Origin of the sequence: Peribacillus sp. FSL K6-5616, assembly GCF_038008245.1 — a bacterium.
GTDB lineage: Bacteria > Bacillota > Bacilli > Bacillales > DSM-1321 > Peribacillus > Peribacillus frigoritolerans.
On the sequence record NZ_JBBOYT010000001.1, the window covers coordinates 4,028,148 to 4,044,598 of the forward strand.

Annotated in this window: 13 protein-coding genes and 1 pseudogene; 4 read left to right on the forward strand and 10 right to left on the reverse strand. The window is 43.8% G+C overall.

All coding sequences use genetic code 11. From position 1 onward, the window contains the following. Positions 1-158: 158 nt before the first annotated feature. The 4 genes and pseudogenes from MHB45_RS19500 to MHB45_RS19515 all read right to left on the reverse strand — a co-directional run bounded on the left by MHB45_RS19500 (position 159) and on the right by MHB45_RS19515 (position 4,754). A complete protein-coding gene (locus MHB45_RS19500) occupies positions 159-1,454 on the reverse strand; it encodes a uracil/xanthine transporter (protein ID WP_260089062.1) in 1,296 nt (431 codons plus the stop codon). A gap of 421 nt (positions 1,455-1,875) precedes the next feature. Continuing rightward, positions 1,876-2,295 (reverse strand): annotated as a pseudogene (locus MHB45_RS19505) (deaminase); the annotation flags it as partial. Between the two features lie 231 nt (positions 2,296-2,526). Beyond that, entirely contained in the window at positions 2,527-3,984 is a 1,458-nt protein-coding gene (locus MHB45_RS19510) for a protein adenylyltransferase SelO (protein ID WP_072273560.1), read from the reverse strand. Between the two features lie 350 nt (positions 3,985-4,334). Further along, on the reverse strand, positions 4,335-4,754 hold the full coding sequence (locus MHB45_RS19515) for a hypothetical protein (protein ID WP_048687514.1): 420 nt from the start codon (positions 4,752-4,754) through the stop codon (positions 4,335-4,337). A gap of 718 nt (positions 4,755-5,472) precedes the next feature. Between MHB45_RS19515 and MHB45_RS19520 the strand changes: the two genes are divergently transcribed. After that, a complete protein-coding gene (locus MHB45_RS19520; protein WP_048687515.1) occupies positions 5,473-6,168 on the forward strand; it encodes an FHA domain-containing protein in 696 nt (231 codons plus the stop codon). A 98-nt stretch (positions 6,169-6,266) separates the two neighbouring features. Here the strand turns inward: MHB45_RS19520 and MHB45_RS19525 are convergent, their stop codons facing one another. Next, positions 6,267-8,069 (reverse strand): hypothetical protein, encoded by a 1,803-nt coding sequence (locus MHB45_RS19525; RefSeq protein WP_338566427.1) that lies wholly within the window; start codon positions 8,067-8,069, stop codon positions 6,267-6,269. Positions 8,070-8,259: 190 nt separating this feature from the next. Between MHB45_RS19525 and MHB45_RS19530 the strand changes: the two genes are divergently transcribed. Continuing rightward, a complete protein-coding gene (locus tag MHB45_RS19530) occupies positions 8,260-9,648 on the forward strand; it encodes a hypothetical protein (RefSeq protein ID WP_338566429.1) in 1,389 nt (462 codons plus the stop codon). A gap of 373 nt (positions 9,649-10,021) precedes the next feature. Here MHB45_RS19530 and MHB45_RS19535 read toward each other — a convergent pair whose 3' ends face one another. Beyond that, positions 10,022-10,987: a quinone oxidoreductase family protein gene (locus MHB45_RS19535; RefSeq protein WP_338566430.1), complete on the reverse strand. Its 966-nt coding sequence runs from the start codon at positions 10,985-10,987 to the stop codon at positions 10,022-10,024. Positions 10,988-11,104: 117 nt separating this feature from the next. Then, a complete protein-coding gene (locus MHB45_RS19540; protein ID WP_100298038.1) occupies positions 11,105-11,251 on the reverse strand; it encodes a hypothetical protein in 147 nt (48 codons plus the stop codon). A gap of 143 nt (positions 11,252-11,394) precedes the next feature. Between MHB45_RS19540 and MHB45_RS19545 the strand changes: the two genes are divergently transcribed. Beyond that, the gene (locus MHB45_RS19545; protein ID WP_048687519.1) at positions 11,395-11,919 is read left to right on the forward strand and encodes a GNAT family N-acetyltransferase; all 525 of its coding nucleotides are present in this window, start codon (positions 11,395-11,397) and stop codon (positions 11,917-11,919) included. Between the two features lie 197 nt (positions 11,920-12,116). On the opposite strand, the gene MHB45_RS19550 is transcribed toward MHB45_RS19545, so the two are convergent. Together MHB45_RS19550 and MHB45_RS19555 are read right to left on the reverse strand one after the other, a co-directional pair. Further along, positions 12,117-12,947: an STAS domain-containing protein gene (locus MHB45_RS19550; protein WP_105718870.1), complete on the reverse strand. Its 831-nt coding sequence runs from the start codon at positions 12,945-12,947 to the stop codon at positions 12,117-12,119. Positions 12,948-13,074: 127 nt separating this feature from the next. Next, positions 13,075-13,518 (reverse strand): Lrp/AsnC family transcriptional regulator, encoded by a 444-nt coding sequence (locus MHB45_RS19555; protein ID WP_226990523.1) that lies wholly within the window; start codon positions 13,516-13,518, stop codon positions 13,075-13,077. Positions 13,519-13,652: 134 nt separating this feature from the next. On the opposite strand from MHB45_RS19555, the gene MHB45_RS19560 reads away from it, so the two are divergent. After that, on the forward strand, positions 13,653-14,237 hold the full coding sequence (locus MHB45_RS19560; protein ID WP_048687521.1) for a DJ-1/PfpI family protein: 585 nt from the start codon (positions 13,653-13,655) through the stop codon (positions 14,235-14,237). 218 nt (positions 14,238-14,455) lie between these two features. Here the strand turns inward: MHB45_RS19560 and MHB45_RS19565 are convergent, their stop codons facing one another. Further along, positions 14,456-16,438 carry a hydantoinase B/oxoprolinase family protein gene (locus MHB45_RS19565; protein ID WP_340908045.1) on the reverse strand — a complete coding sequence of 661 codons (1,983 nt, stop codon included), beginning with the start codon at positions 16,436-16,438 and terminating at the stop codon, positions 14,456-14,458. Positions 16,439-16,451 lie beyond the last annotated feature (13 nt).

Here is a 16,451-nt window from a genome sequence, read left to right on the forward strand (position 1 = left end):
GATTGGGTAATGCTACTGATTACAACGCCCATTTCCCATTAAAAGACCCATGAAAAAACAGAAAACCGGAAGGGTAATACCCTTCCGGTTTTCATGATCGCCTCTTCAATCAGCATTGTCGTTTCCCTTTATGTATAACTCTTTCAATCAAAGTCCCATTAGTTATGCAGTTGTTCATAACGAGTCCAGTTGACCGATTTTTCCAGCACGATTGATATCAATACTCCCATTATGAGCCCATTCGTCAAAAAGGGCTGTAATAGCGCGGGCAGGTTCGAAAATGCAGTAGGCAGGACATTCATCAAACTCACGCCAATCAATACGGGTACGGCAAGCCTGAATATCGTGTCTGAAGTGAATTGCTGACCTTTGACGCTGTTGAAAGCCGTACCGAACAGCTGAAGGTAGGCAACGAACAATACTGCATTTCCGACTGTTATCGGCATCGTGGCCAGGAAAGAGATGAAAGGGGGAATGAGCCCGATTATGGTCAATAACATGCCTCCAAGCAAGAAGGGCTTCCGCTCATAGATTTGAGTGCTCTGCAAAAATCCAATCGATGAAGTAAAAGGTGTATACGGAACAAGGCCAAGCAGCGGAGCGAAAATGGTAAATCCGCCAGTCATGAATAAAGAATTTCGATACTGCTTGTGTTCAGCTTCATCACCGATTAATTCCGATGCAGCCTGAATGGATGCGAACGTGTTGCACAAATTCAGCAATCCTGCAAAAAAGGAAATCGCTATGATCCCGAATTGAAGGTTTGGAGCACCTAATGGGAAAAATGAAAAAGCGGCACCCGTCGATCCCATTTCTCCCCCGGCCTCCGGAAATAGCAGCTCGTAAAAAATCCATCCCACTATAATCCCGATCAATATGGAGAAATTGCTTATTGTCCTTGGTCCTTTTATTTTTAATATACTGACTAGAAGTACAATCCCCACAGATAGGAAACTGACCGGGATGTTAATTTCGCCATTCTCCGTAATCCCCAGCATCCCCTTAAAAAAGACAAAAATGAGCTGGAACGTCAGAAGGAATAAATAAACCGTCATGACCATGGGAGTGAAAATCTTCTGGACATGAGAAATCAGGTTGAAGGCCGAAATAATGAGGGTCACGACACCAGCGGCAATGAGACCAGTAGCAATTCCCCCTCCTATCTCAGCATAACCGAGCCCTATGGACGGTGCAGATAACCCTAAATTCAGCATCACTCCCCACAATAGACCGGAGTGCCCTTCCATAAGCGGATACTTATGCCCCTTCCACCCCTGAAACACGCAAGCGATCCCGGTGAAAATGAGCGAGCTTCTCATGGTCATTTCCGTAACATTGGGAGGAAGATCAAAAGCTGCGCCAATCGATATGGGCACAACTACCGTATTTGCAAAAATAAAAAACAACCATTGAAAAGAAGAAAATAGAGTCACAGAAGATCTCCAACTTTTCATAGATTCCATCTCCTTTGAACATGATACTTTTCAAACTTATGGTGAATTTCACTTGTCCTTCCCTTGAAAAAGGCGATAGGACATCACCATGTTAATAAACGCGGTCCCGGATGGTCCGCTGCTGCATTACTGGACACATAATTTATGTCGCTGGACCTTTTCAGACGCATGAGTAATGATAACGTTCCCATTAATAGTAACAAAGACTGCGGCTCCCCGCTAATTTGTTGGCTTGATTAAGGTTGCAAGGCCGGCAAGCAAAAGCGGGACATTTTATGATATAAAGACATGCGAGGGCAACCCATATAGCCCAAAAAATCACTTCCACAGCATATAACATATGTAAATAAAAGTACACGGAAGCCGCCAAAAACGAAAAAGGAAATCCGGAAATATCCAGAAATCCTTTTTTGGTTCAGTCCTACCGTTCAATGGACTGCTTTTGTTTATATAGTGAACCGGAAACCAAGCTCCCCTTGTAAATGACCGCTTTACTCTCCGAACGCCTGGCAACTGCCTCTGCAGAACAGCTTGCGTCAATTAACACCAGACTTCCGGCATCCCCAACTTTCGGCCATACCTGGTTACCCTTATCATCCAATGGGGTTTTTCCGCCAGTTATATATCCGAGTGAACGGGAAAGCGAGACTTCATCAATCCATTTGAAACGTTCTGCGAGCCTTCCTGCCCTCTCCAAGATGTCACCATTCCCGAGAGGTGACCATACATCAAAGATATTATCATTTCCTACTGATACTTCAACCCCTCTTTCATGTAATAAATCAACAGGGGGCATCTGCCTGTTGATCGGGACACTGGTGACGATGGAAATCCCCGCCTCCCTAAAAGGAAATGATGATGAACGAGGCTTTTGCAATCGTGGAATCCCGTTTCCAAAGCCGGCTGCAACATGCATCAAAGGAAGATTTAGCGGAGATTGACCGTGCCTTGGACATTCTTCAAACAAAACTTTTTTACTGATCAACACAAAAAGGGCTCCCGCAATTGAAGTTGACGAAGAATCGACTTCAATCGCGAGAGCTCTTACATTACCTCCATGCATGTTTTATGATCAGGTACCGCAAAAAGTCCGGTAAGGTTTTGTTGACTCAGGCAGTGCGGCGTATTCTGCTTGTTTTTCGCAGTGTGCATAAGGATTTGCAAGAACATCCAACAGCCGTTCCATCACGCTGTAGTCCTCTTTTTCCACTGCCGCCTCCAACGCCTCTTCAACCCGGTGGTTCCGCGGAATCACTGCAGGATTGCTGTTCTGCATCAACTGATTCGAAGACTCCTTCGATTCCTTCTGCCTCCCTAGCCTAGCCTGCCAAAGCTCCTGCCACTGGGCGAATTCCGGTGTCCCGAAAAGGACCGTATCCTCCTTTTTATCAAAGGTCAGAGCCCGGAAAGTATTGGTATAGTCGGCACCATGCTTCTTCATCATACTGAGGATGCCATTAATAAGGGCTTCATCCTGAGTCTCTTCGTTGAATATCCCCAGTTTCGCCCTCATTCCCGCTAACCAATTGGAGTGATACAGATCATTAAAAACGGAAATCTTATCTTGGGCCAGTGTAACGGCCTGATCCTCGTCATCATGCAACAGCGGCAATAGGGATTCAGCGAATCGCGCAAGATTCCACCCCCCAATTACCGGCTGGTTACCATAGGCATAGCGGCCTTGCCTATCAATTGAACTGAATACGGTTGCAGGATCATAGGCATCCATGAAGGCGCAAGGACCATAATCGATGGTTTCCCCGCTGATCGTCATGTTGTCGGTGTTCATCACTCCATGAATGAAGCCGACCAGCTGCCATTGGGCAATGAGCTCAGCCTGACGCTTGACCACTTCCTGCAGCAGCGAAAGATAACGGCTTTCATCTGCTTCAATGTCTGGAAAATGACGCTCAATGGCATAGTCGGCAAGTGTCCGAAGCTCCTCGATCGTGCCCCATTTTGCAGCGAATTGAAAAGTTCCGACACGAAGATGACTCGAAGCCACACGGGTCATGATGGCACCAGGCAGCCCGGTTTCACGGATTACCGTTTCACCGGTCGTCACCACTGCCAGACTTCGGGTGGTAGGAATGCCGAGCCCGTGCATCGCCTCGCTGATGATGTATTCGCGCAGCATCGGTCCAAGTGCAGCCCGGCCATCGCCCCCGCGGGAATATGGCGTTCTTCCTGGACCCTTCAGCTGGATATCGACCCTCCCGCCTTCTGGCAACACCTGCTCGCCAAGCAATATCGCCCGGCCGTCCCCTAACATGTTAAAATGACCGAATTGATGCCCAGCATATGCTTGGGCAAGAGGCGAAGCACCTTGCGGGATCTCGTTTCCGGCAAACACCGCCACACCATCTTCGCTATTCAGCGACTTCACATCCAAACCAAGAGAATCCGCCAAACTCTCATTGAGAATGATCAACTCCGGTGAACGTACAGGAGTCGGGTTCGTGCTCGTGAAAAACTTTTCCGGTAGACGTGCATAGCTATTGTCTAAATTCCATCCTGTTTCATTAGTCATGGTTTCTCCTTTTCTTATTTTGACTTTTTTATAAAAGATATTTCGCTCAAGATTCAGTTAAAACACGCGATAAAACTAAGTTGCAGTCCATTTTTTAATGTCTGCTTCTAACAATTAATTATACCTTTTTTGCATAAAAATGGCTCTTTTAAAGTCGTGTTAAATCCATGACGCCCCAGGATTTCATAAAACGATTGCGGTCCTTAGAATGAAAGAAAGAAAGCAGGTACCCTTAATGGGTTCCTGCTTCTTTTCCTAAGAATACCTTTGTCAATCATCGTTCCGCTTTTGCGATGGTGATACGGTTTACGGTCCCGTACGGAATTGGTTCAAGATTTAAGGTTCTTGCTCTATTGATTTTTAAGTTCATCTTCATTTATACGAATCATTGCATCATGGTTCCCGCTATTTAGTTCTATTTTTATGATTCCTTCTCCGGATATTGATTCAAATGAACGAATTGTATCTCCTTTTATTTTTTCAGAGAAAACCTTTTCCCCCGTTGAATCTATTATTATATACTCTGATTCACTGCCAGTTTGATCTATGGAAATTGTATTTTTTTCTTTTAAAGCAGTTTTCATTTCTAGCGTTTTCTTTTTATGAATATAGCCAGAGACACTCATATCAGCCACTGATTCTTTCGAGTTTTTAATATAGGATGTATTAATTTCAAGTCCATCAGGTTTCATTTTTCCTGAATCCGTATAAACATTCATTAAGATTAGTCCAAACAGCAAGGATCCTATTAGCACTATTAATTTTTTCATAATTAAAATCTCCTATCTCATTTTTCCAATCATGATATAAATACTCACTTTAGTGGCCTCAATCAATATTACTACAATTACGGCCGATATAGGTATATTTTATTATAAAAACTATTTTTTATAATAAAAATAACAATTACATATGCCAATAGTTATAATTTTTTGCATCAAAAAAGCCTGCCATTGATTCGGCAGGCTTTTTTCTTCTTTTCTTATTGGTTCCATCCTCCACCCATTCAAAGGTAGTCTTAATTCAGTAAAGTCAGGCTGATAAAGGCAATGCCAAATATACAGTACAGAATGAGGGTAAAGGGCTGGGGAAAAATAATATATACGATCATACTGATGATCATCAGCAGGATGCTGAAGGCATTTATCCTATCTCTCCACATACTCACCTTTGGTCAACTCCTTTTCCACAAGCGTAAGGTACATTTTCATCGCAAACTTCTTCCGGTGCTGCTTGGCCGGCTTTGAGGAACCACTTCTCCCACAGTCAAAGCGAACATCAGCAAAAATTGAGTTTCTTCTTCATCCTTCGTTCCTCTTTGTTATAATGGCTGTGTGTCTAATTTGGGCTTTTTTCATTTTTCGTTAGTAAGTAAGCGACTGATAATTTATAATTATAAAATTGAACCCACTAAACAGCCATGTAGCCAAAATGATAAATTCATGAAAATAATTTAAATTTTCAGATTTTTTAAGGGGTATGAAGTGAATGATCTATAAAACTTTCAAGGTTGTATTGAGGACCATGCACAAAGGCCAAACCGAGGAATTCGCCTATGTATATGAAGGGAATAGCCTGCTGATCGGCCGGGCAAGCCAGCACTCCAAAGCTGATTTCAGGCTTTACAATGACTTTGTTTCCAGGGAACATTGCCGGATTTATATGGAGGAAGGGCAGCTCCTCATTGAGGATTTGGCAAGTAAACACGGCACCTCCGTGAACCAGATGCCGCTCGTACCGGGCAATCCATGTCACATTGAACCGGGGGATTCGATTGCTTTGGTCAATGGATTGATTGAATTCATAATCTCCATCGACAACGATTTAACAATGGATTTCACGCCGGTGAACCCCGAATTCCTGCAAACCGTCGCTATCAATGAGCACCTTCAGACCGTGATCATCAATGAAGAAGCACCCATTAAAATGCCGACCAAGGAATTCAATTGCTTTAAGCTGCTATATGAAAATTTGGACAACCTTATTTCAAAGGAAGAAATTGTCCAGCAAGTCTGGCCAGAGCGAGTCGGAGATCCCGAGCAAATTGTGACGGCAGAGGAAATCGCTTCACTTCTGTACCGCGTACGGAAACGGTTAAATGGGCACTTTGCCATAAAAGCCGTCATTCAAAAGGGATATTATATGGAATCCATCCATTCATTCAATTTATCGGACTTATCATGACAATCATTCAAAAACATGAAAAAAAGCATTGTGGATAACAATGCTTTTTTTTCATGCTTATATTGGAGATGGAAAGTGTATATGTCCACGGTCCATTATCATTTCTTTGGCAAATCCAGATTAGTGAATTCATCGACTGGAACGATGTCTTCTTCCATATCCATCACCTTCAGCACAACCCGGTCTCCTACATTCGTCAACACCACATCAGATAGCGCATTGACACCTGGGTCCACCGAGAACCTCTTGGCATTGCCTTCGACGATTAAATGGAATACGTATCCATTCGAGAGATTGGCATCATTGATCCTCATTACCTTCCCCTTTATTTCTTTCATCTCAAATCCTTTTTGAGGCGTCACACCGCTTACTTTCCCTAATGAGGCAATCAGCTTTTTATAATTGCGGAAAGCTTCGTCTTTCGTTTTCCCAAAGACCACTTGGGGATTATCGCTATTGGCGTAAACGATCGCCACACCTTGGAACTTGCTGCCCTTTGTAACCGGAATCACATATGTGGGAGCACCGTAGATCGTATAGAAAATTCCATTAGTGGCTTTCCAGCCTGGATATTTGGACAAAAACTCACTCGCATTGGCGTTGGATTTTGCTTCCTTTCCGGTCAGAACGGACGTGACGCCTTTGTAGTACGTCATTTCACCGGTTTTGGCATTGAAAACACCATAACCTACAAGGGTTTTGGAGTTGCCTTTTGATTTAGCCCGGGTAAAGTCCACTACATAAATCAATTGGCCTTTTTCGTTAAACGTAACCTGCATATTATCCTCATTAGGAATCAGGACATCTTTCTTCGGTCCAATCAGGGACTGGTTTTTCCACCCGTGAATATATTTTCCCCAGTAAGTCCAATATTCCAGGGCTGTTTCCAATGTGAATGTCCGATCTACCCATTTAGGTTCTTTTCCTTTTGGATAGTATTTCGTGTCCCCCGTTTCCGGATTCACCAATACCACCCCGTCCACCACGGGACCGCTGCGGTATTTCAAATAATGTCCGACTGAAGCTACGAAGAAGGGCTTTCCATCTTCGTTCGGTTCCAAATATGAAGCATGGATGATTTTATTCGGATATGCCTTGCGGATGGTCCTTTCCAAATCATGATCAAGGTACTGTGATGGAGCATACAGCATCTTCCCTTTGACAGTACTTGCCCCTTTATCCGTTGATACGGCGGAAATCAGATTATAACCTGGCGTGTATTCCGCTTTCCCGGCTTTTAAAAACCCGTCCATTTCAATGGGTGATGTATAAGCCAATTCATCATTGATATTGGTCAGACGGTATTCTCCTTCAGTGAAATATGAAGCATTTTCTATTTTATTAATTGCCGCATCGCCTTTTGCGTCAGCCATTTTCACTGTAACGAGCGGCATGGTTTTTATATCTTGAACTTCTTCCAGCTCTTTTTTCTTATCGACCTTCGCCAATCCATGCAGCTCCGCGGCAAAAGTGAGCGGGTAAAACAGCATGATGACCCATGCGGCAATCAACACGACACCCATCAAACTGTTGAAATGTACGTTCCAAGGTGTTTTTGGCTGCTTTGCCGCATCATTTCCCCTCCGATTCCGTCGGGTGCTTGAAGATTCACTGGCACTGTACATATACATTCTTGAATCGATGATGAGAATGAACCCAAGAATAATGGCAAAACTCGAAAAGAATGCTGCGGCAGTAAGATCCAGCAGCATGATATCGATAACGAAAAACAATACGGAAGCAGAAACTAAAAGTCTCAGTCCTTGTTCTATGAAAAAAGGTATATCTTTTTTGGTGATGGCGTTTGTCCATCTCTGCGGAATAAAGGAAAGCCCCAATATGGCAAATGGTATTTTCATTAAAATTCCTTTTAAGATGAAACCGAGTAGTGAAAGTATCATGGTTTGAAAAATCTCTCCTTGTCATGTATGTTCCTATTTACCCATTTTACCACTCTTGTGCAACTAATTTACTATTTTTTAAATCTAGCGAAATTACGTCAAAAACTATTTGCTCCAACGATGCTACTTTTACCGATTCAATGTTTATATAGACTTTAGAAAAGAATCGATGCCAAAGGGGCGAAGCCTTATGATTTATGAAGAAACATACCAATACCTATTAAGAAATGTATCCTCCACTGAATTCGATACGTGTTTGTACGCCTTGCTCCACAGTGATTGGGACGGGGTCATTCAGAGCCCGCTTCATATGATGGCCCGGGGAGTCGGAACGACAGAAAAGTACTTAAGGCAGATCATCCATAAATTCACCGCACCACAAGGATCACTAAAAAAAGTGTTTGTGCCTGTTCATCAAGGTGAAGATGTTTTGTACAAGTTTAACCTTGGTCCTGCAAGTAATCTTGGCTATAACAGGAAGACGGACCGTTATTGCAAAAAGTACCGTTTCTTTTATAGCGCTGCTTTCAAAGCCTTAACGATTCATGGAAAACGGCTGCTGCTTATGGGTGCCTTCCGAATGTCCGTTTTGAAGTCTGAAGAAGTACTGTTCGATTATCATGAAATCGTTCCTGATTCCAGCTCGCCATTCACAAGGCAGCGCTTATTGGATGCAGTCGCTGCAATCCATGACGCTTTAGGCCATATCGTGACGATTTCTTTTGCGAGCAGGGCTTTTTCAAAAAAAGAAGTTCTGGTATTCACCTTTACCGAAGGCGTCTTGGAGGAGTATAAGGAAAATAGGTCGGAACGGACATTGTTGCGGAGAACGATTTTTAACTCTGGCTACCTTGGGCATATCAATGATTCTGTATGCAGGGAATTGGAACGGGTCGGCAAATATATTTTCCGTTCATTTCTGCAAGAAGCGACGAACATCTCCCATGATATCCAAAAGGAACTGCAGAAGTTAGCCCGTTTCATCTATTCTCATTCCCTTAAGAAATTTGGCCAGGCTCTCCCCGCCAATAAGCAGTTGCTTCATGCCCCAAAACAAGCCTCTGCTTATTTAAGCAAAATCATGTACAATGAAGCATTGGAACAAATGGTCAAGTATGCCCACCAGGCAGAATCCATCAAAAGTCTGCTTGAACGCGACCATTTTCATAGAAACATCTCCGAGAAAGCTCTCCGCCGGGAAGTGAATGATTTGGAAATGGATGAACACATCGAGCCCATTCTCCGTAAATACCATCAAGCGGACTTCATCCGCCATGTGCTGAACGACTGGTGCGAAACATGGCTCATTTCCCGTGTAAAGACAGTGACCGATGAATTCCGGGCGGAAGGAAAAAGGAAAAGTACCGATGATAAACGGGTCGCGGCCGAATATATGGCCCGCATTAGAAACGATACATATGGTCAGTTGGACAGGCTGTTGACCTTGCTTCTCCAATTCGGCAATCATGCAGTGGCCCCGGACGTCAGGTACTTCCCTCTCACAAAGAAAAAGGAAACCCTCCAATCCTATTTCGCAATCCAAAAGGAGCGTCTCGATGTTCTCACCATTTCCTCTTAAAATCACACGGTTTTAATATGTTTTCCAAGAGAACGGATCCGTTCTCTTTTTTTTGCTTGTAACAAATGCCGACTGTGAATTGCAGAATGACGATTGTGGTTTGGTGATTGGCGCACTGTGGATTTCTCCTCTGAATTCGTGTGTTGCATATGGCTCTTGTGGATAAGGGGACTTGGGCAGCAAGTTGTTTTGACGGCAGGCCATAACACCTGTAAGGGCAGGGGCATTTATTATGGAGTTATTCCAAGGGTCTAAGCATGGGTTTATATAAAGGAACTTAAAAAGGTTTTAATCATCAGTATGAATAAGGGGTTGAATCTCAGCAGACAAAAAAAACAGGCCCCCATTTAGAATGGAAAGCCCTCATGATTTGCTATGGTATTAATAATAGTTTCCCCGAACTTTTCCGGCTCTCAAGAAGCCGATGTGCATCCGCCCCATTTTCCAACGAAAAAAGAGTCGGTTCTTTGATGTGGATTTCCCCTGACAGAATCCATTGGAACAGCTCTGCTGTCCTTCTTGTCCGTTCTTCATGGGTAGTCAGGACGTTCCAAAGGTCTCCGCCTATCAATGCCTTGGATGTATCCATTAGCATTCTGGGATCGATTTTCTCTGGATCACCGCCTGCCATCCCAAAGAATACGACAGTTCCTCCAGTCTTGGTCGCACGGAAACTATCCATCAAGGTTTGGCCTACTGATTCATAAACGACATCAACGCCTTTACCACCGGTAACATCCTTAATGGAATCCACCCAGTCCGATCTGTAAAGGAAAACATGATCCGCACCCATTTGTTTGGCAACAGCCGCTTTATCATTTGTTGAGGTCAAGCCAATGACCTGACCGCCCTTCATCCTGATCATCTGTGTCAGTAATTGACCGACTCCGCCTGCAGCGGCATGGACCAGAATGGTTTCCCCTTCTTTAACCGGATGGCTGTCATGCGTTAAATATTGGGCAGTCAATCCTTGAAGTAAAACGGAAGCGGCCGTTTCAAAGGAAATGCCCTCAGGCAGAGGCAACAGCTTATCAGCTGGAACTGAAACCAGCTCCGCATTGGCATGGGGAACATCAGCGAACCCGACACGGTCTCCTGCTTTCACATGATGGACATCTTCCCCGGCATATTCGATGACCCCTGCCCCTTCATACCCTAGAATGAAGGGGGGATCACCCACCAAATGATAATTCCCTTTCCTTCTATATACATCAGCAAAATTCAGTCCAATTGCTTTCATTCGAACGATCACGGCTGATTTTGAACGTTCAGGTTCTGCAATTTCCCTTACAGACAGAACTTCCGGACCGCCGAAATCATCAAAGACAAGTGCTTTCATCATCCTAACTCCCTTCAATGCTTCTTCATTCTTTAAGATATAGGATGGACCCTTTGATGGCAAGAAACACAAAAGACCGCCCTGCCCATTAAAGGCAGGAGCGGTCACCACGTTTACTCAATCTGTATTGGAACCAGGACCGTTCTTTCGTTTATTTGCAGAATATTCCTTACCGTGTGCTTCATGTTCTGCAATGATATCCGCTTTCGGTATATGGTTATTCTTTTTTGGTGAAGCGATGCGGTTGCGATGTTTTTTTCCCATGATCTATCTCCCCTTTAAATTGAACTAATGTTAGCTTGTCCGATTACCACCGAAAATACCGGCAAAATAAGCACTTCATAATAAAGGAAAAACCTTTGTGGGGACCGAATAGATAGAAAACTGATTTATGAGGAGGGAAAAAAATGTTTCCTGAATTGAACACGGAAAGGTTACGCTTACGGGAAATTCGTGAAAGTGATGCGGAAGCTCTTTTCCAATGCTTATCAAAAGATGAAGTCACCCGCTTTTATGGACAGGATTCATTGGAGAATGTCGGACAGGCCAAGGATATTGTAGCAGCCTTTGCGAAAAACTATCATGAAAAACGAGCCGTTCGATGGGGAATTGAAAGAAAAGATACACAGGAATTGATTGGCACCATCGGTTTTCATGCCCACAGTCCCAAATACAGGCGGGCGGAAATCGGTTATGAAATCCATCCAGCACATTGGCGCAAAGGATTTGCGTCAGAAGCGCTTAAGGAAGCAATCGCCTACGGTTTCACGGACCTTGATTTAACCCGTATCGGCGCGGTCGTTTTTCTGGAAAATCAGCCATCAAGTGAGCTCTTGCTTAAGCTGGGTTTCATCCAGGAAGGAGTATTAAGGAGTTATATTTACCAAAACGGGATTCCTCATGATACATATGTCTATTCCTTGCTGAAGTGAAACCTCTGGAAGGTTGGACCTGAAGTAATTCGCGACAGTCGGCGGAAAGGGTGCGAAGATTCGGTTCTGTCCGGAGCATCCCTTCCCCATTCCATTTACTTATTTTGACAGGATAAAATCGCAAAAAAATATTCCTTTATATTCCAAATTACCTACAAAAAAAAGTCACCAAAACATGGCGACTCCCACTTCACGATTTAGGTGCCTACAAGATAGTCCTTCAATGCCTGCTGCAGCGTACCCTTTGTTTCTGCTTTATTATCGAGCTGAATCCCTGAACGGATCATTTTCGTAACAACCTCTGGGCGTAATCCAGTCACAACAGCTTTACACCCCATCATTGCCGTTCCATCGAGGATTTTCATCAAATCAGTGATCATTTCAACTTCGATTTCGATGATACCGGACAAATCCAAGATCAAGGTCTGTATCCGCAGTTTGCCTATCTCCATCAATACCTTTTCTTCGATTATCTGTATCCGTGAATAATCGATTGTCCCAATTAACGGAAGGACACAGGTGGTGGAAGTGATGGGAATGATCGGGACGGATAGATTTTCCACCAAGTTTTGCTGTGCGAGAATCAATTTGTCTTTGTAATCGGAGTAACTTACGAAAAAGGATTTAAGAAATTCATCAACCTTTTCATTCACTATTTTCTCTAAATCAAAAAAGACCTTGGAATCCTCAATAAACGCTTTCTTTTCTTGTTCGAACTTATAAAGAAAGGTCCAAAGCGTTCTGCGGAGGGCCTGAATCCACTCCAGCTTGAATGAAAGCGTCATGGAGTGGGTTGCCCACGTAACTCCTTCTTGTTCGGCAAAGGCAATCAAATCCGTTTCATTCTGCTCCACTATATAACGGACGAGCTTATGTGCATTATTCAAAAGATCGACATTTCCAATCAGGAGGATTTCTTCGATTTTATCCCTGACATTGACCGCTGCTGATAAAAGATATTCTTCAAACTCACTCTTATTCTGCAAAAGGAATTCCATTATTTTATCTTCATCATAAACAAAACTCACTCTTCTCCACTCCCTTTTTGAACATCAACTGTGATTTTTGTTACTATTTACTTTCTATATTGGTGGAGTTATTTCCTGCTAATCGCTCATATATTAAAGAGAAGGAAAGTAAATGTGTTGAAGCCGGTTAAATCTCCTCCTGAAAAAACTTTTTCGATGCGGAAGAAAAGATCAGATGAGTGGAAGATTTCCCGTATTTAATGGCTTCATCGACGAAGTCTTCCAGCGTTTCCATCGAATATGTACTTATTTTAATAAGATAACTGTATTGACCGGCTAACCGGTGGCATTCCAGAACCTCCGGATGGCTCAAGCTAAATTGATAAAAATCCTTGCATCTATCCGTTTCGAATAATATGAATGCCGTAATGCTCCTATCAAGTTTTTCAAGTGATATTTCCGTTTTATATCCCTTTATCACTCCGCTTTCCTCTAATTTTTTCACACGTTCTTTCGTTGCTGGAGCCGTTAAGGACACTTCTTGTGCCAGTTCTTTCATGGACATGCGCCCATTATTCTCCAGCAAGGAAAGTATTTTTTTATCCGTTCGATCCGACTCAATCGCCCCCACTTTTTATTATTAACAGAATCCTTTCAAATACATTATAAAATAAAAAGAAATGTGATGAATACGTAATTAATCGTATGTATTAGGGAATTTGCTTTTTATATAATTAATTCAAATATAAATAAGGGGATGCTGTTATGAAAAAAGTATTGATGCTGCTATCCAATGGATTCGAAGCGGTTGAAGCAAGTGTGTTTACAGATGTATTGGGGTGGAATAAATTAGAGGGTGATGGCACCACTGACCTGGTTACGGTGGGACTTCACGAACGATTGAAATGCACCTGGAATTTCATCGTGCAGCCCGAACTGACCCTCGATCAAGTGAACCTTGATGACTACGATGCTTTGGCCATTCCAGGAGGCTTTGAAGAAGCCGGTTTCTATGAAGATGCCTATGATCAGAGGTTTCTTGATGTAATCAAGCATTTTCATAATAAGAACAAAATCATCGCCACCATTTGTGTAGGCTCCCTCCCACTAGGAAAAAGCGGAATATTGAATGGAAGAAAAGCCACAACATACAACCATCCAACCAGTAAGAGACAGGGGCAGCTAAAAGATTTTGGTGCGATTGTCGTGAACGAACCGATTGTCGTCACGGACAATATCATTACATCCTACAATCCATCCACAGCTTTCGATGTTGCCTTTACGCTCTTGGAAATGCTCACTTCACAAGCTAATTGTGAACATGTGAAGGAATTGATGGGCTTCCATTAAGGAATGATACGATAGGGATATTGATTACCGCTCCAGGCACTCACTTATCCAGAGGCGGTCGTGGAGCCTCCTTTAGACGCGCTTTGCCGCAGGAGTCTAGAACCTTCCATTCCAATCATCTGGAACGTTTTTCAACTAAAAAATGCAGACCAAACTCACTATTCTTCGAGTTTGATCTGCAGTCTGGGGTTCCGAGTGAATTCGGAACCTGTTTCACGTTATTTCCAATAAGCCAATGAACGGGTTTTCATGGATGCACGGAACTGTTTTGTTGATTCCGGCAGGGCTTTATTCGTTGCATAATCGATGATGACACCATACTGGCGAATGACATCGAGACTATCCAGCTCACCATTGGCGAATTTATCTTCCACGCTTTGGATGTTTTCCTCAAGCCATTGTTTGCGATTGTTCCTGATATAAGACCTAGCTTGTTCCGTTGCTTCCAAATCTATTTCGAATAAATCAAGATCTTTATCGATTTCCTTGATCACGACTCCATAATCTTTTTTAGCCCGCTCGATTGAAACATATTCATCGATAACATCTTCCAAAACAGCTTCGGGACTTCTTTCAAGCGGATCTCCCAGTCCCCCTCCCCCAGCTGATGGGCGTACAAAGGAATCTCCTTGCTGTACTTTTACATTTGAGAAAATCGCACCTAAATATCGTTCATCTTCCTTGCCCGGATTAAGCCATGCTCCATGCGGGGATGAAGGAAGCCCTCCAAAAATTCCCCATGTTATTGAACGGGAACGGTCACAGCAATAGGACATAACGGCGTTTTTGACATTTGTTAGTGTACCGCCCTTTTCTACACCGCACCCGCCGCGGTATTTACCCGGCCCGGCAGAGTCGGTAATGATTTCATGCTTCATCGTCACGACAGGCGACAATCTTTCTTGCCCTTCGCAAGGCTGTACGCTGAGCCCCAAACCGAATGTTGGCGAAGTGGCGTTCACACCGTCCCGATCATAGCGGCCTCCATGTCCGCCTGCCATCCAGTCGTACCACATGAAGTATTTATCCTGCTCCTGGCGTTGGTCCCAACCGCCGATCAGTAAATACTCCAGGTTAAATGAGCATGCTATCGCTCTTTCCGGCATGATGTTGGACCAGAGTTCGAAGCACGCACTCATGATTTTTTCATAGGCCCCTGAACAAAAACCGGTTACGGCAATCGGTGCCGGGGCATTGACGACGGAGTTTTCCGGCAATTCGATCTTCACCACTCTGTAAAAACCGGAGTTCAGGGGTATTTCAGGAAAGAATGTCTTGGTTCCTGAGTATGCCGCTGATAAAGAAGCTCCGAAACCAGCATTCAAAAAGCAGCCGATATAAGAATGCGATCCAGAAAGATCATAAAGGATCTCGTCTTCCGTGATTGTCATCTTAACCCGGATCGGGATCAGACCGTCTCCGGCTTCCGGGTCCATATCAATATAATCAACGGTCTCCCATGTTCCATTCGGTAAAGCTGCAACCTTGGCCCTTGCCAAACGCTCCACATAATTCTGCACTTCCGCAAAGGCAGACAAAGTCGTATCGATTCCATACTTCTCGATGATGGCAAACAACTGGCGCTCGCCTACTTTGGCCGCTTCCACTTGAGCACGCAGATCGCCGACACGTTCTTCAGGAACGCGCATGTTCGAAACGAGCACATTGACCACATCTTTTAAAAATGTTCCTTTACTATATATCCTGAGCGGCGGAATCCTTACTCCCTCGCCGAAATGTTCCTTGGCATTGATATCAAAGGAGCCGGGTGTCGAGCCACCCATGTCGGCCCAGTGTCCGTTCGTCTGCATGAACGCAATGAGCTTGTTCTCATGAAAAACAGGCAAGAGAACCCGGGTGTCATTGAAATGAGTACCGCCCCGATACGGATCATTGACCAAGAATACGTCCCCAGGATGGATATCACCCTCGAAGTCCTCTAGCACCGCCTTTGCCGTTAGATGCAGTGTGCCTACATGGACCGAAATATCCTGCGTTCCTTGCATGACTGTATTTCCTTCTGCATCACAAAGCGCACAGCTGAAATCCCGATTATAAATGACGAAGGAATAGCATGTACGAAGGATTTGTTCAGCCATCTGATCTACAAGGTTAACGAAGCCATTTTTTATCACTTCAAATGCCACCGGATCTAAACCTGTTCCAACTCCAGATTGGTCAATCAATTGTTTATTCGACAATGAAATCCACCTC

What these genes read in the sequence shown, in the direction of transcription:
- MHB45_RS19500 (WP_260089062.1), bottom strand. Translation starts at nt 1,454, where the DNA reads ATGAAAAGTTGGAGATCTTCTGTGACTCTATTTTCTTCTTTTCAATGG.
- MHB45_RS19510 (WP_072273560.1), bottom strand. Translation starts at nt 3,984, where the DNA reads ATGACTAATGAAACAGGATGGAATTTAGACAATAGCTATGCACGTCTA.
- MHB45_RS19515 (WP_048687514.1), bottom strand. Translation starts at nt 4,754, where the DNA reads ATGAAAAAATTAATAGTGCTAATAGGATCCTTGCTGTTTGGACTAATC.
- MHB45_RS19520 (WP_048687515.1), top strand. Translation starts at nt 5,473, where the DNA reads ATGATCTATAAAACTTTCAAGGTTGTATTGAGGACCATGCACAAAGGC.
- MHB45_RS19525 (WP_338566427.1), bottom strand. Translation starts at nt 8,069, where the DNA reads ATGATACTTTCACTACTCGGTTTCATCTTAAAAGGAATTTTAATGAAA.
- MHB45_RS19530 (WP_338566429.1), top strand. Translation starts at nt 8,260, where the DNA reads ATGATTTATGAAGAAACATACCAATACCTATTAAGAAATGTATCCTCC.
- MHB45_RS19535 (WP_338566430.1), bottom strand. Translation starts at nt 10,987, where the DNA reads ATGAAAGCACTTGTCTTTGATGATTTCGGCGGTCCGGAAGTTCTGTCT.
- MHB45_RS19540 (WP_100298038.1), bottom strand. Translation starts at nt 11,251, where the DNA reads ATGGGAAAAAAACATCGCAACCGCATCGCTTCACCAAAAAAGAATAAC.
- MHB45_RS19545 (WP_048687519.1), top strand. Translation starts at nt 11,395, where the DNA reads ATGTTTCCTGAATTGAACACGGAAAGGTTACGCTTACGGGAAATTCGT.
- MHB45_RS19560 (WP_048687521.1), top strand. Translation starts at nt 13,653, where the DNA reads ATGAAAAAAGTATTGATGCTGCTATCCAATGGATTCGAAGCGGTTGAA.